A 22,374-nucleotide genomic window follows, 5' to 3' on the forward strand; every position below is an offset into this window, starting at 1 on the left:
ACCGCAGCAGTGTTGCTATTTCGAGCAACGGCGGGTTAATGCGACACCAGCCCCGATCAGCCCCCCGACAATGCCCCACATAATCATCAGGAAGGCACGACGTGGGCTATCGCGTTTTACCGGTTCTTCCGGCGTACGCAAATAGCGATAGGTCTGAAAACGCGGATCCAGGGTTGGACCTACATTAAGGGTGTTTAACATGGCCCGATTCTGATCATAGTCAAGATCAAAGGCCGGACCGACGGCCTGTAAATTTTCTAATCGCGCCTGCAGCATAGGGCGCCCCAGCAAAAACATTTCTGAATCAGGCAATTCATCCGCAGGGACATCTGTCGCACTACGGGAAATATTATGTTGCTCGGCGATTTTGAGCGCCTGCTCAATGCTGTTTACCCGGCGGTCGTAGATCGCTTTCGCAACTTCTTCCTGACGCTTCACCTGGGCTTTCATTTGGATAGTGCGTGCTGCCCATGCGCCTTTCAGCTCATCATTCAGATGGCTGGCAGCGCGCTGACTGGCGAATGCGACATATTGACGCAGCAGATTATTGGCATCAGGGGCAGTTTCGGCAATCAATTTAACGTTATCATTGGTCGCGCGGGTGAAATCACCGGGAATAAACTGGATGTTGTTGATCATTTCATCCAGCAGAGCCGCATCGGCTTTACTGTTACCGACCATCCGCTGTTTGTAATAATCCGTCTGCAGCCAGAAATCGCGACGGGTGTCCCACGACGCCAGCTGCATAACAAATTCTTTATAGGCTTCGTCCATGACCGATGGTTGGTCGGCAGGAGCCATGTTCGAACGGACGTCCAGGTTACGCAAAAACTGCTGCTGCGAGTAGTATCCCCCCAGCATATTCACCGTTGGACGATCGGTAATCGCCGTCGCACTCCACTCCTGGCGGGCGAAAAATGTATACGCCAGCGCAATTAACGCAAACGCCAGCCCCATGCCAATAATCCACAGCTTCCCAGCCCACAAGGTACGAAACAACCCACGAATATCCAGTTCATTTTCAGCGTCTTCGGCTGGTTTCCCAGGCATTGGTTGCGTCATTACATCCTCGTTTATTTGGTTAAGTTGGGGCTGCCACCACGATTTCTGCGCAGTCGGCGTTTCACACGCTTAATAAAGCGAGCAACCTTCCAGGCGCGCTTAATGCAATAGCCATAGAGGAAGAATGCTAGCAAAAAGAGCACCAGCATGACCCATTCAGGGACAAAATGAGAATATTCTGCCAGCACGCCAATGGAAGCAAGCAGTGCAGCAGCAAGGGTAATCAGCACAAATGCCTGACGAGAAGTAAAGCCAGCGCGCATGATTAAATGATGAATGTGCTGACGGTCAGGCGAGAACGGACTCATGCCTTTACGCAGGCGACGATACATAATAGCCACCATATCCATCAGCGGAATGGCGATTATCCATAATGCAGTCACCGGGCTAATCGGATGCGTTTTACCCTGGGTGGTTTCCAGCAGGATCCAAATTACGGTAAAACCAATCAATGTACTGCCCGCATCGCCCATAAAGACTTTGTAGCGACGCCCCAGAATACCGAGGTTAAGCATGATGTAAGGCAGGATGGCGGCAATCATCGCAAAGCACCAGATAGCGAGGCTGGTTTGCCCGTCGAACCACAAAATCATGCCAATTGCCGCAAATGAGACGCAGGATAACCCGCCCAGCAAACCATCAATGCCATCAACCATATTGAAAGCATTAATTGCCGCCCAGACTGCAAACAACGTCAGGAAATACCCAAACGGTCCAAGTACCATCTCCCAGTCGCCAAAAATATAGCCAAGGCTACTGAGATAAAGTTTGCCGAACACCATCATAATGATGCCAACAGCGGCCTGTATGGTGGCTCGAATTTTTACGCTGATATCAAAACGGTCATCCAGCGCGCCGATGAACACCAGGACGCCAGCGCAAGCCAGGTAGAGAGATGCATGCGGAATGTAATAATCGACAATTCCGAACGTAAAGCAAATCCCTGCATAAACTGAAATACCCCCAACGAGCGGTATCAATCCCTGGTGACGTTTGCGGAAGTTAGGTTTATCCACTAAACCGACTTTTTTTGCCACCTTGCGGGCAAAAAACAGAAACAGTGTCGTGAATAAAAAAATACTGATGAGATCAGTACTCACTGTCAGTAAATTCACAATGCATGCTCTCAGAGAAAATTATTAGCAGAAGTATACCCACGAAGACCTTTATTCAGAAGGGAAACTACTTTCTGAACCAATCAGACTTGTGTAAAAACCAACCACTCGCGACGAAAATCGTATAAAACACCCGCAAAAACCAGGAATTTTCCCACCATCACAGGCACGCTGCTAAGATTACAGATATAAAAGCAAAACGCCACGTAAACACGTGGCGTTTTTAGCATAAGACAAATTTATGAGCGTTTCATCATATCAAAGAAATCGTCATTGGTCTTGGTCATTGCCAGTTTATTAATGAGGAATTCCATTGCGTCGATTTCACCCATCGGGTGAATGATTTTGCGCAGGATCCACATTTTCTGCAGCTCTTCCTGAGTAGTGAGCAGTTCTTCTTTACGTGTACCGGAGCGGTTGTAGTCGATAGCCGGGAAGACGCGTTTTTCAGCGATCTTACGAGAGAGGTGCAGTTCCATGTTACCGGTGCCTTTAAACTCTTCGTAGATAACTTCGTCCATTTTGGAACCCGTATCGATCAGCGCCGTCGCGATGATGGTCAGGCTGCCGCCCTCTTCCACGTTACGCGCCGCACCGAAGAAGCGTTTCGGACGATGCAGTGCGTTAGCATCCACACCACCGGTCAACACTTTACCGGAAGCCGGAACGACGGTGTTATAAGCACGCGCCAGACGAGTAATAGAGTCGAGCAGAATGATAACGTCTTTCTTGTGCTCAACCAGACGTTTCGCCTTCTCGATCACCATTTCCGCAACCTGAACGTGGCGAGATGCCGGTTCGTCAAAGGTAGAAGCGACAACTTCCCCTTTAACCAGACGCTGCATCTCGGTTACTTCTTCCGGACGTTCGTCAATCAGCAGAACCATCAACACACAATCCGGGTGATTGTAAGCAATGCTCTGGGCGATATTCTGCAGCAGCATGGTTTTACCTGCTTTCGGCGGCGCCACAATCAGACCACGTTGACCACGACCGATTGGCGAAGCCAGATCCAGCACGCGAGCGGTCAAATCTTCAGTAGAACCGTTACCACGTTCCATACGCAGACGAGAGTTTGCGTGCAGCGGGGTCAAGTTCTCAAAGAGGATTTTATTGCGGGCGTTTTCAGGTTTATCAAAGTTAACTTCATTAACTTTCAGCAGCGCAAAATAGCGTTCACCTTCTTTCGGCGGGCGAATCTTACCAGAGATGGTATCACCAGTGCGGAGGTTGAAACGGCGGATTTGGCTGGGAGAAACGTAGATGTCATCAGGACCGGCGAGGTAGGAGCTGTCTGCGGAACGGAGGAAACCAAATCCATCCTGCAATATCTCCAGTACGCCATCACCAAAGATATCTTCGCCACTCTTTGCGTGCTGCTTCAGGATGGCAAAAATAATGTCCTGCTTACGCATACGAGCCAGATTTTCCAGCCCCATATTTTCGCCGAGAGTGATCAGCTCAGAAACCGGCGTATTCTTTAATTCGGTAAGATTCATAGTGGTGTGAGTTCTTAAACTTGGGGTAAATCTCGAACTTAATGTTGTGAATGGTATGGCAGGATCATCCATGCCTGTTTACGGTCATCGACTCATGTCTTTTCGCTGTCTGGTCACAGGAAAGTACGCAGAACTGAAACGACAAGACGGATTGAGTGACAAACCAGAAATCTGTTCACTTCGCATTAGGTAAAAACGGGAAGCGTTGGATATTACAAGATTCAAACTTAATAAGGTAAGTTTAATACGAAGTCAACATTAAGTTAGCATGGCTCACGCCGGGCGTCCAGTTTTTAGCGACAGGGCACCCGAACATGACGTTCCCTTATGCCAGATTGGCGTCGAGGAACTCTTTCAACTGACCTTTAGACAGCGCGCCGACTTTCGTTGCCGCCACTTCGCCATTCTTGAACAGCAGCAGAGTCGGGATACCACGGATGCCATATTTCGGCGCAGTGCCAGGGTTTTGATCGATGTTCAGTTTTGCAACGGTCAGTTTGCCCTGATATTCGTCAGCGATTTCATCCAGAATCGGGGCGATCATTTTGCACGGACCGCACCACTCTGCCCAGAAATCGACGAGGATTGCCCCGTCCGCTTTGAGTACATCCGTATCAAAACTGTCGTCAGTCAGGTGAATAATTTTATCGCTCATATATAACTCCACAGGAATAAGCCTGGCGTGTTGGTTTCGTTGTTGGTGTAACATTAACCAACTAAAGGTTGACTTTATTTCACCGGATACGCTTTCGTAAAGCAATAGTAAGCTGATATTCTATCACACTATGAGCAAAACACATTTAACAGAACAGAAGTTTTCCGACTTCGCCCTGCATCCGAAAGTTGTAGAAGCCCTTGAAAAAAAAGGGTTTCATAACTGTACGCCCATTCAGGCACTGGCTCTTCCGCTAACGCTGGAAGGTCGTGACGTAGCCGGGCAGGCGCAAACCGGTACCGGGAAAACGATGGCGTTTCTTACGTCTTCGTTTCATTACCTTCTCTCTCATCCCGCAATTGCCGATCGCAAGGTGAATCAACCGCGTGCCTTAATTATGGCACCGACGCGTGAACTTGCCGTGCAGATCCACGCCGACGCGGAACCACTGGCACAAGCTACTGGCCTGAAACTGGGTCTGGCCTACGGTGGCGATGGCTACGACAAACAGTTGAAAGTGCTGGAAAGCGGCGTTGACATTCTGATTGGCACCACGGGTCGTTTGATCGACTACGCCAAACAAAACCATATTAACCTCGGTGCCATTCAGGTGGTGGTGCTGGACGAAGCCGATCGCATGTACGATCTGGGCTTTATTAAAGATATCCGCTGGCTGTTCCGCCGTATGCCGCCTGCGAACCAGCGCCTCAACATGCTGTTCTCTGCCACACTTTCGTACCGGGTACGTGAACTGGCGTTCGAGCAGATGAATAACGCCGAATATATCGAAGTGGAACCGGAACAGAAAACGGGCCACCGTATTAAAGAAGAGCTTTTCTACCCTTCTAACGAAGAAAAGATGCGTTTGTTGCAAACGCTGATCGAAGAAGAGTGGCCAGACAGAGCGATTATTTTCGCCAACACCAAACACCGTTGTGAAGATATCTGGGGTCACCTGGCGGCAGATGGTCATCGTGTTGGTCTGTTGACGGGCGATGTGGCGCAGAAAAAACGCCTGCGTATTCTTGATGAATTTACCCGTGGCGATCTGGATATTCTGGTTGCTACCGACGTTGCTGCTCGTGGTCTGCATATTCCGGCAGTGACGCACGTGTTTAACTACGATTTGCCCGATGACTGTGAAGATTACGTTCACCGTATCGGTCGTACTGGCCGCGCAGGCGCAAGCGGTCACTCTATCAGCCTGGCGTGTGAAGAGTATGCATTGAATTTGCCTGCTATTGAGACCTATATTGGTCACTCAATTCCGGTAAGCAAATACAATCCGGACGCATTGATGACCGATCTGCCAAAACCGCTGCGCCTCACGCGCCCGCGCACAGGCAATGGTCCGCGTCGTACTGGTGCTCCACGTAATCGTCGTCGTTCAGGTTAAATAAATAATGTCATACTCAAAATCATTCAAACTGTATCAAGATGGCAAGAGAATGAATCCCGATGCGCTTACTGCAGTAAGTGATTCGGGTGAAAGAATGCAGCCAACGCAGAGACAGATTGAAGGATGAAGAGTATGGGTTCCACCTCATCGCTGTATGCAGCCATTGATCTCGGTTCGAATAGTTTTCATATGCTGGTTGTGCGCGAGGTGGCTGGAAGTATCCAGACGCTGACGCGAATTAAACGCAAAGTGCGTCTGGCTGCTGGCCTGAACAGCGAAAATGCCCTGTCTAATGAAGCAATGGAGCGCGGCTGGCAATGTCTGCGCCTGTTTGCTGAACGTCTGCAAGATATCCCTCCCTCGCAAATTCGCGTTGTCGCTACGGCGACGTTACGCCTTGCCGTCAATGCGGGTGATTTTATTGACAAAGCGCAGGAAATCCTCGGTTGTCCGGTACAGGTGATCAGCGGTGAAGAGGAAGCGCGTCTGATTTATCAGGGCGTTGCTCACACCACTGGTGGTGCCGATCAGCGCCTGGTAGTGGATATAGGCGGTGCCAGTACTGAACTGGTAACCGGCACGGGTGCACAAACCACCTCGTTGTTCAGCCTGTCGATGGGCTGCGTCACCTGGCTGGAACGCTATTTTGCCGATCGTAATCTGGGGCAGGAAAATTTTGATGCTGCAGAAAAAGCGGCACGCGAAGTGTTACGTCCGGTTGCCGATGAATTACGGTATCACGGCTGGAAAGTGTGCGTTGGTGCTTCCGGCACCGTGCAGGCGTTACAGGAAATCATGATGGCACAGGGGATGGATGAACACATTACCCTGGAAAAGTTGCAGCAACTGAAACAGCGAGCCATTCATTGCGGTCGGCTGGAGGAACTGGAGATTGACGGGCTGACGCTGGAACGTGCGTTAGTGTTCCCGAGTGGTCTGGCGATCCTGATAGCCATTTTTACCGAACTGAACATTCAGTGTATGACCCTGTCTGGCGGTGCGCTGCGTGAAGGTCTGGTCTACGGTATGTTGCATCTTACCGTCGAGCAGGATATTCGCAGCCGTACGCTGCGTAATATTCAACGCCGCTTTATGATCGATATTGATCAGGCACAGCGCGTAGCCAAAGTTGCAGCTAACTTCTTCGATCAGGTGGAAAACGAATGGCATCTTGAAGCAATAAGCCGCGATTTGCTCATCAGTGCCTGTCAGCTTCATGAAATCGGCCTGAGCGTTGACTTCAAACAAGCGCCGCAACACGCTGCTTATCTGGTACGTAATCTGAATCTTCCCGGTTTTACCCCCGCACAGAAAAAATTGCTGGCGACGCTACTGCTCAACCAGACTAATCCGGTCGATCTCTCATCGCTGCATCAGCAAAATGCCGTACCGCCGCGCGTCGCAGAACAACTCTGCCGTTTACTCCGCCTGGCTATCATTTTTGCCAGCCGTCGTCGTGACGATTTAGTGCCAGAGATGACATTAAAGGCTAACCATGAACTGTTGACCTTGACGCTTCCGCAAGGTTGGCTAACCCAACATCCGCTGGGTAAAGAGATTATTGCTCAGGAAAGCCAGTGGCAGAGCTATGTCCACTGGCCGCTGGAAGTGCATTAATGAGTAAGTGCCGGATGCGATGCTGACGCATCTTTTCCGGCCTTGATTATTTCCCTCGTTTTGCCGCCATCATCGCTTTCAGATTCGCCAGATGGCTTTGCCCTTTCTGCATCCGTTCTTCGGCACTGACCACTTTGCGCTCTTGTTCCCAAATCAAGTCATCCTGCGGTATTTCCAGCAGGAAGCGGCTCGGCTCCGGACGTACCAGTTCACCGTACTGACGACGCTCTTTACACAGCGTAAAGGTCAACTCTTTCTGGGCGCGGGTGATGCCGACATAGGCCAGCCGCCGCTCTTCATCGATATTGTCCTCGTCGATGCTGCTTTGGTGCGGCAAAAATCCTTCTTCCATACCGACCATGTAGACATAAGGAAACTCCAGCCCTTTTGACGCGTGCAGAGTCATCAGTTGCACCTGATCAAGCTCTTCGTCACTCTCGCCACGTTCCATCATGTCGCGCAGAGTAAAGCGCGTCACCACCTGGGTGAGCGTCATCGGCTCATCCAGTTCGCTACCTTCCAGCATCTCCGTCATCCAGCTAAATAACTGGTTAACGTTCTTCATGCGCATTTCGGCGGCTTTCGGGCTGGGTGACGTTTCGTATAACCAGGATTCATAATCCATCCCGTGGATCAGATCGCGCACTGCGGCGACAGGCTCCCGCTCCGCCAGTCGCTGGATTTCCGCCAGCCAGTGAGTAAATCGGGTCAACGCTTCATAACCACGTCCACTCAGTGTCTGACTCAACCCCATATCAAAGCTGGCGGTAAACATACTTTTATTACGCGTCATCGCCCACTCACCCAGCTTTTTCAGCGTCGCCGGGCCAATCTCTCGCTTCGGCGTGTTAACGATACGCAGGAACGCACTATCATCGTCCGGGTTAGTCAGCACACGCAGATAAGCCAGTAAATCCTTGATTTCCGGACGGGAGAAGAACGAAGTACCGCCGGATATTTTGTACGGAATGCGGTTTTGCATCAGAAATTTTTCAAACACCCGTGACTGATGGTTGCCGCGATAGAGAATGGCGTAATCTTTGTACTGTGTTTTGTTGACGAAGTGATGCGCAATCAGCTCACCTGTAACGCGCTCGGCTTCATGTTCTTCGTTATTCGCGCTTAAAACTTTTAGCTCCGCGCCATAGCCTAGTTCGGAGAACAGACGCTTTTCAAAGACGTGCGGGTTATTGGCGATCAGGATGTTCGCCGCTTTCAGAATACGCCCGGAAGAGCGGTAGTTCTGCTCAAGCTTAATCACCTTCAACGTTGGGAAATCCTGGCTCAACAGCACCAGGTTTTGCGGACGTGCGCCACGCCAGGAGTAGATCGACTGGTCATCATCTCCCACCACGGTAAAGCGAGCGCGGCTGCCCACCAGCAGTTTCACCAGCTCATACTGGCTGGTGTTGGTATCCTGATACTCATCCACCAGCAGGTAGCGAATCTTGTTTTGCCAGCGTTCGCGTACTTCCACATTGCGTTGCAGCAGCAATGTCGGCAATAAAATCAGATCGTCGAAGTCGAGAACATTGCACGCTTTCAGGTGCGCATCATACAGCCCATAACAATGGGCAAAAATGCGATCCCGCTCGCCTTTTGCCTCTGCCGCCGCCTGCGCAGGAGTTTTGAGATCATTCTTCCAATTAGAGATGGTTGAAATCAGCTGTTGCAGGAGAACTTTGTCATCTTCAATCAGTCCTTCGGTCAACTCTTTGAGCAAAGCAAGCTGATCGGTATCGTCAAACAGCGAAAAGTTCGCTTTCATCCCTAACGCTGCATACTCGCGTTTGATGATATCCAGCCCCAGCGTGTGGAAGGTGGAGATCATCAGCCCACGAGCCTCTTTGCGCCCCAGCGTCTGCCCGACACGCTCTTTCATCTCGCGCGCTGCTTTATTGGTAAAGGTCACCGCTGCGATATGTCGCGCCTGATAACCGCAGTCACGGATCAGATGGGCGATTTTATTGGTGATCACACGAGTTTTACCGGAACCCGCGCCCGCCAGCACCAGGCAGGGGCCGGTAACGAATTCGACAGCTTGTTGTTGGCCGGGGTTTAGACGCATAGAAAAATCGCTCAATGAAAGTCGGGAGGGGGAAATAACAGCGTGGTAGTATAGCCAGCCTCATCCTTACCACTCAAGGCACGATCATGGCAAAAACAGCAGCAGCACTGCATATCCTTGTAAAAGAAGAGAAACTGGCTCAGGAACTTCTGGAGCAGATCAAGAACGGCGCCGATTTTGGCAAGCTGGCGAAGAAACATTCCATTTGCCCGTCAGGCAAACGCGGCGGTGATTTAGGGGAATTTCGCCAGGGTCAGATGGTTCCGGCGTTTGATAAAGTGGTGTTCTCTTGTCCGGTGCTGGAGCCAACCGGCCCGCTGCATACCCAGTTCGGGTATCACATCATTAAGGTGCTGTACCGCAACTAACAGCAAGGCCTTCTCCCGGAGAAGGCCTTGAGTGTTTTCTCCCTCTCCCTGTGGGAGAGGGCATCAGCGCACACTTAACCCGCAACAGCAATACGTTTCATATCCGTCATATAGCCACGCAGTTTTTTACCTACCTGCTCAATTGCATGGCTGCGAATCGCATCATTTACATCACGCAGTTGCGCGTTATCTACCGCACCTTCTGGAATAGCTTTACCCAGATCGCCCGGCTGCAGCTCTGCCATAAACGGTTTCAGCAGCGGTACGCAAGCGTAAGAGAACAGATAGTTACCGTATTCTGCGGTATCAGAGATAACCACGTTCATTTCGTACAGACGCTTACGGGCGATGGTGTTGGCAATCAGCGGCAGCTCATGCAGTGATTCATAGTATGCCGACTCTTCAATGATGCCGGAATCAACCATGGTTTCGAACGCCAGCTCAACGCCTGCTTTCACCATCGCGATCATCAGCACACCTTTATCGAAGTACTCCTGCTCGCCGATTTTACCTTCATACTGCGGTGCGGTTTCGAACGCGGTTTTGCCGGTCTCTTCACGCCAGGTCAGCAGTTTCTTATCATCATTAGCCCAGTCTGCCATCATGCCAGAGGAGAATTCACCGGAGATGATGTCGTCCATATGTTTCTGGAACAGCGGCGCCATGATCTCTTTCAGTTGTTCTGACAGCGCATAAGCACGCAGTTTCGCCGGGTTAGAGAGCCTGTCCATCATCAGGGTGATGCCGCCCTGCTTCAGGGCTTCGGTGATGGTTTCCCAGCCGAACTGAATCAGTTTTTCTGCATATGCCGGGTCGGTGCCCTCTTCCACCAGCTTGTCGAAGCACAGCAGAGAACCAGCCTGCAACATACCGCACAGGATAGTTTGCTCGCCCATCAGGTCTGATTTCACTTCCGCAACGAAAGAGGATTCCAGAACGCCGGCACGATGACCGCCTGTTGCTGCCGCCCAGGCTTTAGCGATCGCCATGCCTTCGCCTTTCGGATCGTTTTCCGGGTGAACGGCAATCAGCGTCGGTACGCCGAATCCACGTTTATACTCTTCACGCACTTCGGTGCCAGGGCATTTCGGCGCAACCATTACTACAGTGATGTCTTTACGGATCTGCTCGCCCACTTCGACGATGTTGAAACCATGCGAGTAACCCAGCGCCGCACCATCTTTCATCAGCGGTTGAACGGAACGCACTACGTCAGAGTGCTGCTTGTCCGGCGTCAGGTTAACCACCAGATCCGCCTGCGGGATCAGTTCTTCGTAAGTACCTACCTTAAAACCGTTTTCAGTCGCTTTACGCCAGGACGCGCGCTTCTCAGCGATCGCTTCTTTACGCAGGGCGTAGGAGATATCGAGACCAGAATCACGCATGTTCAGGCCCTGGTTCAGACCCTGCGCGCCACAACCGACGATGACCACTTTTTTACCCTGAAGGTAGCTCGCGCCGTCAGCGAACTCGTCGCGCCCCATAAAGCGACATTTGCCCAGTTGTGCCAGCTGCTGGCGCAGATTCAGTGTATTGAAGTAGTTAGCCATGGTGATTCCTCGTGATGTTGTGCTTCTTATTGTTCGGTTCGCTGTTGAGCGAGAATGTCACCACATTACAACAGGAAATTTATTGCGGAAATTGATATATTCACAACGTCATATTGCAATTTCTGCAACGTCATAACCGGGGGTTAAGCCTGTGGATTTACGCGACCTGAAAATGTTTCTGCATCTGGCGGAAAGCCGCCATTTTGGCCGTAGCGCGCGGGCAATGCACGTCAGCCCCTCCACGCTTTCCCGACAGATTCAGCGCCTGGAAGAAGATCTCGGCCAACCGCTGTTTGTGCGCGATAACCGCACGGTAACGCTGACGGAAGCGGGCGAAGAGCTGCGTGTTTTCGCCCAGCAAACGTTGTTACAGTATCAGCAATTGCGCCACACCATCGACCAGCAAGGGCCGTCCCTCTCTGGCGAATTACATATTTTCTGTTCGGTGACTGCCGCTTACAGCCATCTGCCGCCGATTCTCGACCGATTCCGCGCGGAGCATCCATCGGTGGAAATTAAGCTCACCACCGGTGATGCGGCGGATGCAATGGAAAAAGTGGTTACCGGAGAAGCGGATCTGGCGATTGCCGGGAAGCCGGAGACTCTGCCAGGCGCGGTGGCGTTTTCGATGCTGGAGAACCTGGCGGTGGTGCTGATCGCGCCCGCGCTGCCCTGCCCGGTGCGTAATCAGGTCTCAGTAGAACAACCGGACTGGTCGACGATTCCCTTCATCATGGCCGATCAGGGACCAGTACGCCGCCGCATTGAGTTGTGGTTTCGACGCAATAAAATCAGTAACCCGATGATTTACGCCACGGTTGGCGGGCATGAAGCGATGGTATCGATGGTGGCACTTGGCTGTGGCGTGGCGCTGCTGCCGGAAGTGGTACTGGATAACAGCCCGGAGCCAGTGCGTAATCGTGTGATGATTTTAGAGCGTAGCGATGAGAAAACGCCGTTTGAGCTGGGCGTTTGTGCGCAAAAAAAGCGGCTACATGAGCCGCTGATTGAGGCGTTCTGGAAGATTTTGCCGAACCATTAACCCGCCAAAAAGAACCTGAACGCCGGGTTATTGGTTTCGTCGTGGCAATCGTAGCCCAGCTCATTCAGCCGGGTTTCGAAATCCGGTTCATGATCGCCCAGCTCGAACGCTGCCAGTACACGCCCGTAGTCGGTGCCATGACTGCGATAGTGGAACAAAGAGATATTCCAGTGCGTCCCCAGCGTGTTGAGGAAGCGCAGCAGCGCGCCCGGTGATTCCGGGAATTCGAAGCTGTAGAGGCGTTCCTGCAACGGATGCGATGGACGCCCGCCAACCATATAGCGCACATGCAACTTCGCCATTTCGTCGTCGGAGAGATCAACCACGCTGTAGCCGCCGTCGCTGAGCATCTGCAAAATTTCTTTGCGCTCTTCAAGGCCGCGACTTAAGCGCACACCGACAAAAATACAGGCATCTTTAGCATCAGCGAAACGGTAGTTGAACTCTGTGACCGAGCGCCCGCCAAGCAACTGGCAGAACTTCAGAAAGCTGCCCTTCTCTTCCGGGATGGTCACCGCCAGCAACGCTTCACGCTGTTCGCCCAGTTCGCAGCGTTCCGAGACGTAGCGCAGACCGTGGAAGTTCACGTTGGCTCCAGAAAGAATATGCGCCAGCCGCTCACCGCGAATGTTGTGCTGAGCGATGTACTTTTTCATCCCCGCCAGCGCCAGCGCGCCAGACGGTTCCGCCACTGCGCGCACATCTTCGAATAAGTCTTTCATCGCTGCGCAGATGGCATCGCTATCGACGGTGATGATGTCGTCGAGATACTCCCGGCACAAACGGAAGGTTTCGTCGCCGATGCGTTTTACCGCAACACCTTCGGCGAATAGCCCCACGCGCGGCAGATCAACCGGATGACCCGCATCCAGTGCCGCTTTCAGGCAGGCTGAATCTTCCGCTTCTACGGCGATCACTTTGATTTGCGGCATCAGTTGTTTGATCAACACAGCCACGCCCGCCGCCAGGCCACCGCCACCAACCGGCACAAATACGCGGTCGAGATGGGCGTCCTGCTGGAGCAGTTCCAGCGCCAGCGTGCCTTGCCCGGCGATCACCATCGGATGATCGAACGGCGGCACCCAGGTGAAGCCCTGCTGCTGCGACAGTTCGATTGCTTTCGCTTTCGCTTCATCAAAGTTCGCGCCGTGAAGCAGCACCTCACCGCCGAAGCCGCGCACCGCGTCGACTTTGATGTCGGCGGTAGCGGTTGGCATGACGATGAGCGCCTTCACACCTAACCGAGCGGAGGAAAACGCGACACCTTGCGCATGGTTACCCGCCGAGGCGGTGATCACACCGTGCGCTTTCTGTTCTTCCGTCAGACCTGCCATCATGGCGTATGCGCCGCGCAGCTTGAAGCTGTGCACTGGCTGGCGGTCTTCGCGCTTCACCAGTATCACGTTATCAAGACGCGACGACAGTTTTTCCATTTTCTGTAGCGGCGTGACCTGTGCCGCTTCATAGACCGGCGCACGTAGCACCGCTCTTAAATATTCGGCACCTTCCGGGGCGCCTGACAGGGGTTGCGAGTCAGCCATTATTAACCCCCCAGTTTCGATTTATCGCGCACCGCACCTTTGTCGGCGCTGGTCGCCAGGCTGGCGTAGGCGCGCAAAGCAAAGGAAACCTGACGTTCACGGTTTTTCGGCGTCCAGGCTTTGTCGCCACGGGCTTCCTGCGCTTCACGACGCGCCGCCAGTTCGGCATCGCTTACCTGCAACTGAATGCCACGGTTCGGAATGTCGATGGCGATCAGGTCACCATCTTCAATCAGGCCAATGCTACCGCCGCTCGCCGCTTCCGGCGAGACGTGGCCGATGGAAAGACCAGAAGTGCCGCCGGAGAAGCGTCCATCGGTGATCAGCGCACAGGCTTTGCCAAGACCCATCGATTTCAGGAAACTGGTTGGATAGAGCATTTCCTGCATCCCCGGTCCGCCTTTCGGGCCTTCGTAGCGAATAACAACCACATCGCCAGCGACAACTTTACCGCCAAGAATCGCTTCTACCGCGTCATCCTGGCTTTCGTACACTTTCGCCGGGCCAGTGAATTTGAGGATGCTGTCATCGACGCCTGCCGTTTTAACGATGCAGCCATTTTCCGCGAAGTTACCGTAAAGTACCGCCAGGCCACCGTCTTTGCTGTAGGCGTGCTCCAGCGAGCGGATGCAGCCGTTTGCGCGATCGTCATCGAGAGAATCCCAACGGCAATCCTGCGAGAATGCCTGTGTAGTGCGGATTCCAGCCGGGCCAGCGCGGAACATATTTTTCACCGCATCATCCTGAGTCAGCATGACATCGTATTGTTCCAGCGTTTGCGACAAGGTCAGGCCGAGTACGTTTTTCACATTGCGATTCAACAACCCGGCACGATCCAGTTCGCCGAGAATACCGATCACGCCACCAGCACGATGAACATCTTCCATATGGTATTTCTGGGTGCTCGGCGCAACTTTGCACAACTGCGGGACTTTACGCGAAAGTTTGTCGATATCACTCATGGTGAAGTCGATTTCCGCTTCTTGTGCCGCCGCCAGCAGGTGAAGAACCGTATTGGTAGAGCCGCCCATCGCGATATCCAACGTCATGGCGTTTTCAAACGCCGCTTTACTGGCGATATTACGTGGCAGTGCGCTTTCGTCGTTTTGCTCGTAGTAACGTTTGGTCAATTCAACAATGCGTTTACCGGCATTGAGGAACAGCTGCTTACGATCCGCGTGGGTTGCCAGTAGCGAGCCGTTGCCTGGCTGCGACAGACCCAGAGCTTCGGTCAGGCAGTTCATCGAGTTAGCGGTGAACATCCCGGAGCAGGAACCACAGGTTGGACAGGCCGAACGTTCAACCTGATCGCTCTGGGAGTCAGAAACTTTCGGATCTGCCCCCTGGATCATCGCATCAACCAGATCAAGCTTGATTAACTGATCGGATAGTTTGGTTTTCCCGGCCTCCATCGGACCACCGGAAACAAAGATCACCGGAATATTCAGGCGCAGAGAGGCCATCAGCATCCCCGGGGTGATTTTGTCGCAGTTGGAGATGCAGACCATCGCGTCGGCGCAGTGGGCGTTGACCATATACTCAACAGAATCAGCGATCAGTTCGCGAGACGGCAGTGAATAAAGCATCCCCCCGTGACCCATGGCGATCCCATCATCCACCGCAATGGTGTTGAATTCTTTGGCAACGCCGCCAGCCGCTTCAATTTGTTCAGCGACCAGTTTACCGAGATCGCGCAGATGGACGTGCCCCGGTACAAATTGAGTGAACGAGTTCACAACAGCGATAATCGGCTTACCGAAATCAGCGTCGGTCATTCCAGTGGCGCGCCACAGCGCACGAGCACCCGCCATATTACGACCATGAGTGGTGGTGGCGGAACGGTACTTAGGCATACTTTATTTACTCCCAGTGTCTGTCTCGTAAATGGGACGGTGCGTGCCGTCCCATTTTTTGTATTTATTGATTAACCTGATCCAACCAGCCCCATTTATCTTCGGTTTCGCCGGTGAAGAGGCCGAAGAAGGCTTGCTGGATGCGTTTGGTGACCGGGCCACAACGGCCTTCGCCCACCTGAATACCGTCGACGCTGCGCACTGGCGTGATTTCAGCCGCTGTACCGGACATAAACACTTCATCCGCCAGATACAGTGATTCACGCGACAGCACCTGCTCACGCACTTCAATTCCCAGCTCTTTCGCCAGTTTGATGATGGCGTCACGGGTAATACCCGGCAGCGCGGATGAGGTAAACGGTGGGGTGAACAGCACGCCGTCTTTCACTTCAAACAGGTTTTCGCCTGCACCTTCAGAGATGTAACCATTCACATCCAGCGCGATACCTTCCTGATAACCGTGGCGGCGCGCTTCGCTGCCAACCAGCAGGGAAGAGAGGTAGTTCCCCCCCGCTTTCGCAGCGGTTGGAATGGTGTTTGGCGCCGCGCGGTTCCAGGAAGAAACCATCGCGTCGATCCCCTGCTCCAGTGCTTCCGCGCCCAGATAAGCTCCCCACGGGAAAGCGGCAATAATCACGTCGGTGGTGTATCCCGCTGGTGGGTTAACGCCCATGCCAACATCACCTACGAAGATCAGCGGACGGATATAGGCGCTGGTGAGATTGTTTTTACGGATCACTTCGCGGCAAGCTTCCATCAGCTCATCAATGCTCTGCGAAACCGGGAAGCGGTAAATTTTGGCAGAGTCATGCAGACGTTGCATATGCTCACGATGACGGAATACAACTGGACCTTTATGCGAGTCGTAGCAACGGATGCCTTCAAAAACCGAGGTGCCATAGTGCAGCGCATGCGACATCACATGCACCTTCGCGTCTTCCCAGCGAACCATCTCCCCATTGAACCAAATGTAATCAGCTTTCTTCGTGGTCATTTTTATATTCCTTTTGCGCTCAGGCGCGGATTTGTTGTGATGTGGTTGTGCTCTGGCAGATAGCAACGTGTGCGACGTCTACCAGTTTATTTAACTGACTAAACAGTAAGTCGACCGAACGCGGGCTGGCAACGGTCAATTCAATATTTATATTTTGTGCATCGCTGGCGGCAGCCATATTCATTGAGCAGACGTGGAAACCACGATGACGCACCACGCGTAAAACACGTTCTAAGGTTTCCGGATTGAAGCGAGCCGATACATTGACCTGATGTTGCATCATGATAATTTCTCCAACATTTCTGAATTACTGGCGCCAGGCGGCACCAGCGGCCAGACGTTCTCAAGTTCGTCGATTGAGACATGAAGCAGGTATGGCCCATCACTGTTCAGCATGGTGTCGAGTGCCGCTTCAACCTGGTCTTTACGGGTGATGTGTTGGCCAGGGATGCCGAAGGCGCTGGCTAACATGAGGAAATCAGGGTTATCGGTAAGGGTGGTTTCGCTATATCGTTCCTGGAAAAACAGTTGCTGCCATTGTCGAACCATCCCTAACCGCTGGTTATCGAGTAAGACGATTTTCAACGGTAACTGCTTGCGTTTTACGGTGCCCAGCTCTTGTACATTCATCATGAAAGAACCGTCACCGGAGATACAAACGACAGTATCGTTCGGTCGCGCGACTTGTGCGCCAACCGCCGCCGGTAAACCGAAGCCCATAGTGCCTAAACCGCTTGAAGTGATGAAATTTTCCGGGCGAGTGTGGGCGATGTGCTGCGCAGCCCACATCTGATGCTGCCCCACATCCGTGGTCACAACGCAATCCGCAGGTTTACGATCCGACAGTTGTTTTAACAACAACGGCGCGTAGATAGCATCTCCAGGATGATCGTAACGCCAGGCATGTTCACTACGCATTTGTGCGCAGTATTGCTGCCATTCATCGATATTTAACGATTGCTGTAACGCAGGCAACAGCGTGTTTAAATCGCCTTGTAATGCCACATGCGCCTGACGCAGCTTGTTCATTTCTGCCGGGTCGATATCCATATGGATCACGCTGGCATGTAGCGCGAACGTGTTAAGTTTGCCGGTAACCCGGTCATCAAAACGTGCCCCCACGGCGATCAGCAGGTCACATTCCTGCACCGCGAAGTTCGCCGCTTTGGTGCCGTGCATCCCCAACATCCCCAGATAGTACGGATAACCTGCTTCAACTGCGCCCAGCCCTTTCAGCGTGCAGGTGGCAGGCATTTTTGTGGCAGCGAGAAATTCATGTAGAGCAGGAACCGCCTGCGCCATACCCACGCCGCCGCCAACATACAGCATCGGTTTTTGCGCTTTTGCCAGCATCTGGCGCGCTTGCTCGACTTCGGCATGTGGGAAAGTCACTTCGTTTTCAACGGTGGTGAACCAGGGTTCCAGATCGCCGCAGGCTAACTGGATATCTTTAGGGATATCGACCAGAACCGGACCGGGACGACCTGAGCTGGCGACATCAAACGCTTCGGCCATGATGCGTGGTAATTCTTCCAGCGACTGCACCAGGAAGCTGTGTTTGGTACAGGCTAACGACAATCCCAGGACATCAACCTCCTGAAATGCATCGGTGCCGATGAACGGTGCAGATACCTGACCGGTGATGGCAACTACAGGGATGGAATCTAACAGCGCGTCCGCAAGTCCGGTGATCAGGTTGGTTGCGCCAGGGCCAGAAGTGGCGATGCACACGCCCGTTTTACCGGTAGCACGGGCATAACCGATAGCCGCCATTACCGCGCCCTGTTCATGCCGGCACAGCAAGTGTTCTACGCCACCGTCATACAATGCATCGTAAACAGGCATAATTGCGCCACCCGGATAACCGAAAACGGTGTTCACACCCTGTGCCCGCAAAGCATGTACCACCCACTGTGCGCCATTCATAGTTAGTTCCCCGTCCTGAATGTTGAGAAACAGAATTTTGTGCTGTTATTCATTGCCTGCTCCTCGATTATGTTTTTAAGGTCAAAAAAAACCCCCGAACCTTTCGGTGCGGGGGTCTTAGTTCGTTAAGGCTTGATCTCTAAGCCTTTCCTCGTCCAAGTGCAGCCCCGCACGGTGGGATAATAATCACCACCACGCTAATCACGACCAGGCTAATCACTCGTAGAAGGACTGTCATTTTGTCTTTTCTTGCATCTTGTTCGAAGGAATGCCTAAAGAGTTACCATAGATTTTGCGAATAGCACAAGATATTTTTTGGCCGCTTTTTATGACTCTCATAATAATTTCTATAAAAACCATTGTTTTTTATATAAAAATTTGTGAGTGAAAAAAATTCAATTTCCGTATAATTCTCGCGCTCTTCGAGTGGCAGTTTTTTGTGCTTTTTATTTTTGCGAGAGTGATTCCATCACTAATACAACTCAAATTACTTTGCACAAATAAACGGGAATCAGCCGCTAAATAACACAATTTCGCAGACTACAGCAGGGATCTCTTATGTTCATAATGGTGACTTAAGGAGGACTTATGTCACTGTCAATTGTTCATACTCGTGCCGCCCTGGGAGTCAATGCTCCCCCGATCACTGTTGAGGTACATATCAGTAAAGGTTTGCCAGGGTTAACAATGGTGGGCTTACCAGAAACAACGGTGAAAGAAGCTCGCGATCGCGTGCGCAGCGCCATTATCAATAGCGGATATGAATATCCGGCGAAAAAAATCACCATCAACCTTGCTCCAGCCGATCTGCCAAAAGAAGGGGGACGATATGATTTACCTATCGCCATTGCGTTGCTGGCGGCCTCAGAACAGCTTACAGCCAATAAGTTAGATGAATATGAATTAGTCGGAGAACTGGCGCTTACAGGCGCTCTGCGTGGCGTTCCAGGCGCAATCTCCAGTGCAACTGAAGCCATTAAGTCGGGCAGAAAAATTATCGTCTCGAAAGACAACGAAGATGAAGTGGGGTTAATTAACGGTGAAGGATGCCTGATAGCCGATCATCTGCAGGCTGTCTGTGCATTTCTGGAAGGTAAACACGCTCTCGAACGCCCGAAACCAACTGATGTAGTATCCCGTGCATTACAACATGATCTCAGTGATGTTGTCGGTCAGGAGCAAGGAAAGCGAGGACTGGAAATTACTGCTGCTGGCGGACACAACCTTTTATTGATTGGACCGCCGGGAACAGGCAAAACGATGCTCGCCAGCCGTATTAATGGCCTGTTGCCAGATTTAAGCAATGAAGAAGCACTGGAGAGTGCCGCAATATTAAGCCTGGTAAATGCCGAATCAGTGCAAAAACAATGGCGGCAGCGCCCGTTCCGCTCACCGCACCACAGTGCGTCGTTAACTGCGATGGTGGGCGGTAGCGCAATTCCCGGGCCTGGTGAAATTTCGCTGGCGCATAACGGCGTACTTTTTCTTGATGAACTACCTGAATTTGAACGGCGTACACTGGATGCCTTGCGGGAACCCATAGAGTCAGGGCAAATCCATCTTTCACGCACACGAGCAAAAATAACCTATCCAGCCCGTTTCCAGCTTGTTGCGGCGATGAATCCCAGCCCAACAGGGCATTATCAAGGGAACCATAACCGCTGCACGCCGGAACAAACGCTGCGTTATCTCAACCGACTCTCCGGTCCCTTTCTTGACCGCTTTGACCTCTCACTGGAGATCCCGCTACCGCCACCCGGTATTTTGAGCAAAGCGGTCATTCAGGGGGAAAGCAGCGCCACCGTTAAACAACGCGTAATGGCCGCCAGAGAGCGCCAATTTAAGCGGCAGAATAAACTGAATGCCTGGCTGGATAGTCCGGAAATACGACAATTTTGCAAGCTTGAGAGCGAGGACGCACAGTGGCTGGAAGAAACGCTGATCCATCTGGGATTATCTATTCGTGCCTGGCAGCGGTTACTGAAAGTATCAAGAACCATAGCTGATATTGATCAGTCTGACGTCATCACACGTCAGCATTTACAAGAGGCCGTAAGTTATCGGGCTATCGACCGTTTGCTCATCCATTTGCAAAAACTGCTGACGTAAAAAAAGGGCATTTCGCCCTTTTTATTAATCGTCGGAATCGGTGTAGTCTTCAGCACCTTCGACCTGCGGTTTACCGCCGGAAAGAGTGTGAAAACGTTTTGGACGCTTGATACGCGTCATATACTTGGACCACACGCGTTCTGCTTCTGTCACTGGCTCACGTTCGCCACGGCATACTGCTACGAAGAGTTTCTCTTCCTCGGTAACCGGCTCGCGTTTGCCGAGATCCAGCTCATTGAAGGCATAACCATGACGTTCAAGCAGTTGTGCCTCTTTGATGGTGAAATCACCATGACGAGAGAATCCACGTGGATAATGTTTATTGTCGAAATATCGATTAGTCGTCGTAAAGCTTTCCGCCATCCTGCACGCTCCTAATTCTTTGACCGAGCTAGTTATGGCGCGGAGTATTAGTTACGCTTGACAGAGTGTAAAACAAAACATTTAAATCATAACGACAAATAATTTTGCGGAGAGCACTGTGGATACGGAATTGTTAAAAACTTTCCTGGAAGTTAGCCGAACGCGTCACTTTGGCCGAGCGGCTGAATCGCTCTATCTGACCCAGTCAGCAGTGAGCTTTCGGATCAGACAACTGGAAAATCAGCTGGGTGTGAATCTTTTCACCCGTCACAGAAACAATATCCGTTTAACCGCTGCCGGTGAAAAGCTGTTGCCTTATGCAGAAACACTCATGAGCACCTGGCAGACCGCTCGTAAGGAGGTAGCGCATACCTCACGACATAATGAGTTTTCTATCGGTGCCAGCGCCTCGTTGTGGGAATGTATGCTTAATCAGTGGCTGGGGCGCTTGTATCAAAATCAGGATGCCCATACAGGCTTACAGTTCGAAGCGCGAATTGCCCAACGGCAGTCTCTGGTAAAACAGTTGCATGAACGCCAGCTTGATCTTCTTATTACTACTGAAGCGCCCAAAATGGATGAATTTAGTAGTCAGTTACTGGGGCATTTTACTTTAGCACTCTATACCAGTGCCCCTTCTAAGCTAAAAGGTGAGCTTAACTATCTCCGTCTGGAATGGGGGCCGGATTTTCAACAACATGAGGCTGGTTTAATCGGTGCTGATGAAGTTCCAATGCTAACAACCAGTTCTGCTGAACTGGCACAGCAACAGATTGCGATGCTTAATGGTTGCACATGGCTACCGGTGAGTTGGGCACGTAAGAAAGGTGGGCTACATACCGTTGTCGACAGCACAACTCTTTCACGTCCTCTTTATGCTATATGGCTGCAAAATAGCGATAAACACGCGTTGATTCGCGATCTATTGAAAATTAACGTGCTGGATGATGTGTATTAATCAAAATAGCCGGCAAGGATGCCGATGGAAGGATTTACTTCGAAGAGGGTTATTTCAGACAAAAAAAATCCTTAGCTTTCGCTAAGGATGATTTCTGGCAGGGGCGGAGAGACTCGAACTCCCAACACCCGGTTTTGGAGACCGGTGCTCTACCAATTGAACTACGCCCCTAATTAGGGTGGCGGAACGGACGGGACTCGAACCCGCGACCCCCTGCGTGACAGGCAGGTATTCTAACCGACTGAACTACCGCTC

General features: G+C 51.9%; 21 protein-coding genes and 1 tRNA gene. 6 read left to right on the forward strand and 16 right to left on the reverse strand.

All coding sequences use genetic code 11. From position 1 onward, the window contains the following. Window positions 1–15: 15 nt before the first annotated feature. From wzzE to trxA, 5 genes are all read right to left on the reverse strand, one after another. Complete coding sequence (gene wzzE, locus FC814_RS16850; protein ID WP_137326211.1) at window positions 16–1,062, reverse strand: ECA polysaccharide chain length modulation protein; 1,047 nt, start codon at window positions 1,060–1,062, stop codon at window positions 16–18. A gap of 11 nt (window positions 1,063–1,073) precedes the next feature. After that, complete coding sequence (gene wecA / locus FC814_RS16855) at window positions 1,074–2,177, reverse strand: UDP-N-acetylglucosamine--undecaprenyl-phosphate N-acetylglucosaminephosphotransferase (RefSeq protein WP_001050953.1); 1,104 nt, start codon at window positions 2,175–2,177, stop codon at window positions 1,074–1,076. Window positions 2,178–2,416: 239 nt separating this feature from the next. Beyond that, the gene (gene rho, locus FC814_RS16865) at window positions 2,417–3,676 is read right to left on the reverse strand and encodes a transcription termination factor Rho (protein ID WP_001517407.1); all 1,260 of its coding nucleotides are present in this window, start codon (window positions 3,674–3,676) and stop codon (window positions 2,417–2,419) included. 84 nt (window positions 3,677–3,760) lie between these two features. After that, window positions 3,761–3,862, reverse strand: coding sequence for a rho operon leader peptide RhoL (rhoL, locus tag FC814_RS16870; protein WP_010345119.1), 102 nt, complete (start codon window positions 3,860–3,862; stop codon window positions 3,761–3,763). 139 nt (window positions 3,863–4,001) lie between these two features. Then, window positions 4,002–4,331 carry a thioredoxin TrxA gene (gene trxA / locus FC814_RS16875; RefSeq protein ID WP_001280776.1) on the reverse strand — a complete coding sequence of 110 codons (330 nt, stop codon included), beginning with the start codon at window positions 4,329–4,331 and terminating at the stop codon, window positions 4,002–4,004. Between the two features lie 130 nt (window positions 4,332–4,461). Here trxA and rhlB point away from each other — a divergent pair, with 130 nt between their 5' ends. Both rhlB and gppA read left to right on the forward strand, forming a co-directional pair. Continuing rightward, a complete protein-coding gene (rhlB, locus tag FC814_RS16880) occupies window positions 4,462–5,727 on the forward strand; it encodes an ATP-dependent RNA helicase RhlB (RefSeq protein WP_000047511.1) in 1,266 nt (421 codons plus the stop codon). A 135-nt stretch (window positions 5,728–5,862) separates the two neighbouring features. Next, on the forward strand, window positions 5,863–7,347 hold the full coding sequence (gene gppA, locus FC814_RS16885; RefSeq protein ID WP_137326212.1) for a guanosine-5'-triphosphate,3'-diphosphate diphosphatase: 1,485 nt from the start codon (window positions 5,863–5,865) through the stop codon (window positions 7,345–7,347). A gap of 46 nt (window positions 7,348–7,393) precedes the next feature. Here gppA and rep read toward each other — a convergent pair whose 3' ends face one another. Further along, window positions 7,394–9,415 (reverse strand): DNA helicase Rep, encoded by a 2,022-nt coding sequence (gene rep, locus FC814_RS16890; RefSeq protein ID WP_137326213.1) that lies wholly within the window; start codon window positions 9,413–9,415, stop codon window positions 7,394–7,396. An 86-nt stretch (window positions 9,416–9,501) separates the two neighbouring features. On the opposite strand from rep, the gene ppiC reads away from it, so the two are divergent. Beyond that, window positions 9,502–9,783, forward strand: coding sequence for a peptidylprolyl isomerase PpiC (gene ppiC / locus FC814_RS16895; RefSeq protein WP_001140260.1), 282 nt, complete (start codon window positions 9,502–9,504; stop codon window positions 9,781–9,783). A gap of 74 nt (window positions 9,784–9,857) precedes the next feature. Here ppiC and ilvC read toward each other — a convergent pair whose 3' ends face one another. Further along, entirely contained in the window at window positions 9,858–11,333 is a 1,476-nt protein-coding gene (gene ilvC / locus FC814_RS16900; RefSeq protein ID WP_000024944.1) for a ketol-acid reductoisomerase, read from the reverse strand. A gap of 151 nt (window positions 11,334–11,484) precedes the next feature. On the opposite strand from ilvC, the gene ilvY reads away from it, so the two are divergent. Next, the gene (gene ilvY, locus FC814_RS16905) at window positions 11,485–12,375 is read left to right on the forward strand and encodes an HTH-type transcriptional activator IlvY (RefSeq protein ID WP_000365757.1); all 891 of its coding nucleotides are present in this window, start codon (window positions 11,485–11,487) and stop codon (window positions 12,373–12,375) included. Here ilvY and ilvA read toward each other — a convergent pair. The 7 genes from ilvA to ilvL form a co-directional block, all read right to left on the reverse strand. After that, window positions 12,372–13,916 (reverse strand): threonine ammonia-lyase, biosynthetic, encoded by a 1,545-nt coding sequence (gene ilvA, locus FC814_RS16910; RefSeq protein ID WP_105279543.1) that lies wholly within the window; start codon window positions 13,914–13,916, stop codon window positions 12,372–12,374. The genes ilvY and ilvA overlap by 4 nt on opposite strands. 2 nt (window positions 13,917–13,918) lie before the next feature. Beyond that, window positions 13,919–15,769 (reverse strand): dihydroxy-acid dehydratase, encoded by a 1,851-nt coding sequence (gene ilvD / locus FC814_RS16915; protein ID WP_032226901.1) that lies wholly within the window; start codon window positions 15,767–15,769, stop codon window positions 13,919–13,921. A gap of 64 nt (window positions 15,770–15,833) precedes the next feature. Then, on the reverse strand, window positions 15,834–16,763 hold the full coding sequence (gene ilvE / locus FC814_RS16920; protein WP_000208524.1) for a branched-chain-amino-acid transaminase: 930 nt from the start codon (window positions 16,761–16,763) through the stop codon (window positions 15,834–15,836). 19 nt (window positions 16,764–16,782) lie between these two features. Continuing rightward, window positions 16,783–17,046 carry an acetolactate synthase 2 small subunit gene (ilvM, locus tag FC814_RS16925; protein WP_000983255.1) on the reverse strand — a complete coding sequence of 88 codons (264 nt, stop codon included), beginning with the start codon at window positions 17,044–17,046 and terminating at the stop codon, window positions 16,783–16,785. Then, window positions 17,043–18,689, reverse strand: coding sequence for an acetolactate synthase 2 catalytic subunit (gene ilvG, locus FC814_RS16930; protein ID WP_137326214.1), 1,647 nt, complete (start codon window positions 18,687–18,689; stop codon window positions 17,043–17,045). The genes ilvM and ilvG overlap by 4 nt, the downstream gene beginning before the upstream one ends. A gap of 2 nt (window positions 18,690–18,691) precedes the next feature. Beyond that, a complete protein-coding gene (gene ilvX / locus FC814_RS16935; protein WP_101687388.1) occupies window positions 18,692–18,742 on the reverse strand; it encodes a peptide IlvX in 51 nt (16 codons plus the stop codon). Between the two features lie 86 nt (window positions 18,743–18,828). Beyond that, window positions 18,829–18,927: an ilv operon leader peptide gene (gene ilvL, locus FC814_RS16940; protein ID WP_063085300.1), complete on the reverse strand. Its 99-nt coding sequence runs from the start codon at window positions 18,925–18,927 to the stop codon at window positions 18,829–18,831. 350 nt (window positions 18,928–19,277) lie between these two features. On the opposite strand from ilvL, the gene FC814_RS16945 reads away from it, so the two are divergent. Next, window positions 19,278–20,798: a YifB family Mg chelatase-like AAA ATPase gene (locus FC814_RS16945; protein ID WP_137326215.1), complete on the forward strand. Its 1,521-nt coding sequence runs from the start codon at window positions 19,278–19,280 to the stop codon at window positions 20,796–20,798. 24 nt (window positions 20,799–20,822) lie between these two features. Here FC814_RS16945 and maoP read toward each other — a convergent pair whose 3' ends face one another. Then, window positions 20,823–21,161: a macrodomain Ori organization protein MaoP gene (gene maoP / locus FC814_RS16950; protein WP_000841001.1), complete on the reverse strand. Its 339-nt coding sequence runs from the start codon at window positions 21,159–21,161 to the stop codon at window positions 20,823–20,825. A 118-nt stretch (window positions 21,162–21,279) separates the two neighbouring features. Between maoP and hdfR the strand changes: the two genes are divergently transcribed. Continuing rightward, on the forward strand, window positions 21,280–22,119 hold the full coding sequence (gene hdfR, locus FC814_RS16955) for an HTH-type transcriptional regulator HdfR (protein WP_000379261.1): 840 nt from the start codon (window positions 21,280–21,282) through the stop codon (window positions 22,117–22,119). Window positions 22,120–22,214: 95 nt separating this feature from the next. Here the strand turns inward: hdfR and FC814_RS16960 are convergent. Beyond that, window positions 22,215–22,290 (reverse strand) — tRNA-Trp (locus tag FC814_RS16960). Between the last annotated feature and the right edge of the window lie 84 nt (window positions 22,291–22,374).

This window comes from Escherichia sp. MR (assembly GCF_005280595.1).
In the GTDB taxonomy this organism is placed as follows: Bacteria; Pseudomonadota; Gammaproteobacteria; order Enterobacterales; family Enterobacteriaceae; genus Escherichia; species Escherichia ruysiae.

Coding starts and splice junctions, on each gene's coding strand:
- wzzE (WP_137326211.1), bottom strand. CDS start 1,062: ATGACGCAACCAATGCCTGGGAAACCAGCCGAAGACGCTGAAAATGAA.
- rho (WP_001517407.1), bottom strand. CDS start 3,676: ATGAATCTTACCGAATTAAAGAATACGCCGGTTTCTGAGCTGATCACT.
- rhoL (WP_010345119.1), bottom strand. CDS start 3,862: ATGCGAAGTGAACAGATTTCTGGTTTGTCACTCAATCCGTCTTGTCGT.
- trxA (WP_001280776.1), bottom strand. CDS start 4,331: ATGAGCGATAAAATTATTCACCTGACTGACGACAGTTTTGATACGGAT.
- rhlB (WP_000047511.1), top strand. CDS start 4,462: ATGAGCAAAACACATTTAACAGAACAGAAGTTTTCCGACTTCGCCCTG.
- gppA (WP_137326212.1), top strand. CDS start 5,863: ATGGGTTCCACCTCATCGCTGTATGCAGCCATTGATCTCGGTTCGAAT.
- rep (WP_137326213.1), bottom strand. CDS start 9,415: ATGCGTCTAAACCCCGGCCAACAACAAGCTGTCGAATTCGTTACCGGC.
- ppiC (WP_001140260.1), top strand. CDS start 9,502: ATGGCAAAAACAGCAGCAGCACTGCATATCCTTGTAAAAGAAGAGAAA.
- ilvC (WP_000024944.1), bottom strand. CDS start 11,333: ATGGCTAACTACTTCAATACACTGAATCTGCGCCAGCAGCTGGCACAA.
- ilvA (WP_105279543.1), bottom strand. CDS start 13,916: ATGGCTGACTCGCAACCCCTGTCAGGCGCCCCGGAAGGTGCCGAATAT.
- ilvD (WP_032226901.1), bottom strand. CDS start 15,769: ATGCCTAAGTACCGTTCCGCCACCACCACTCATGGTCGTAATATGGCG.
- ilvE (WP_000208524.1), bottom strand. CDS start 16,763: ATGACCACGAAGAAAGCTGATTACATTTGGTTCAATGGGGAGATGGTT.
- ilvM (WP_000983255.1), bottom strand. CDS start 17,046: ATGATGCAACATCAGGTCAATGTATCGGCTCGCTTCAATCCGGAAACC.
- ilvG (WP_137326214.1), bottom strand. CDS start 18,689: ATGAATGGCGCACAGTGGGTGGTACATGCTTTGCGGGCACAGGGTGTG.
- ilvL (WP_063085300.1), bottom strand. CDS start 18,927: ATGACAGTCCTTCTACGAGTGATTAGCCTGGTCGTGATTAGCGTGGTG.
- FC814_RS16945 (WP_137326215.1), top strand. CDS start 19,278: ATGTCACTGTCAATTGTTCATACTCGTGCCGCCCTGGGAGTCAATGCT.
- maoP (WP_000841001.1), bottom strand. CDS start 21,161: ATGGCGGAAAGCTTTACGACGACTAATCGATATTTCGACAATAAACAT.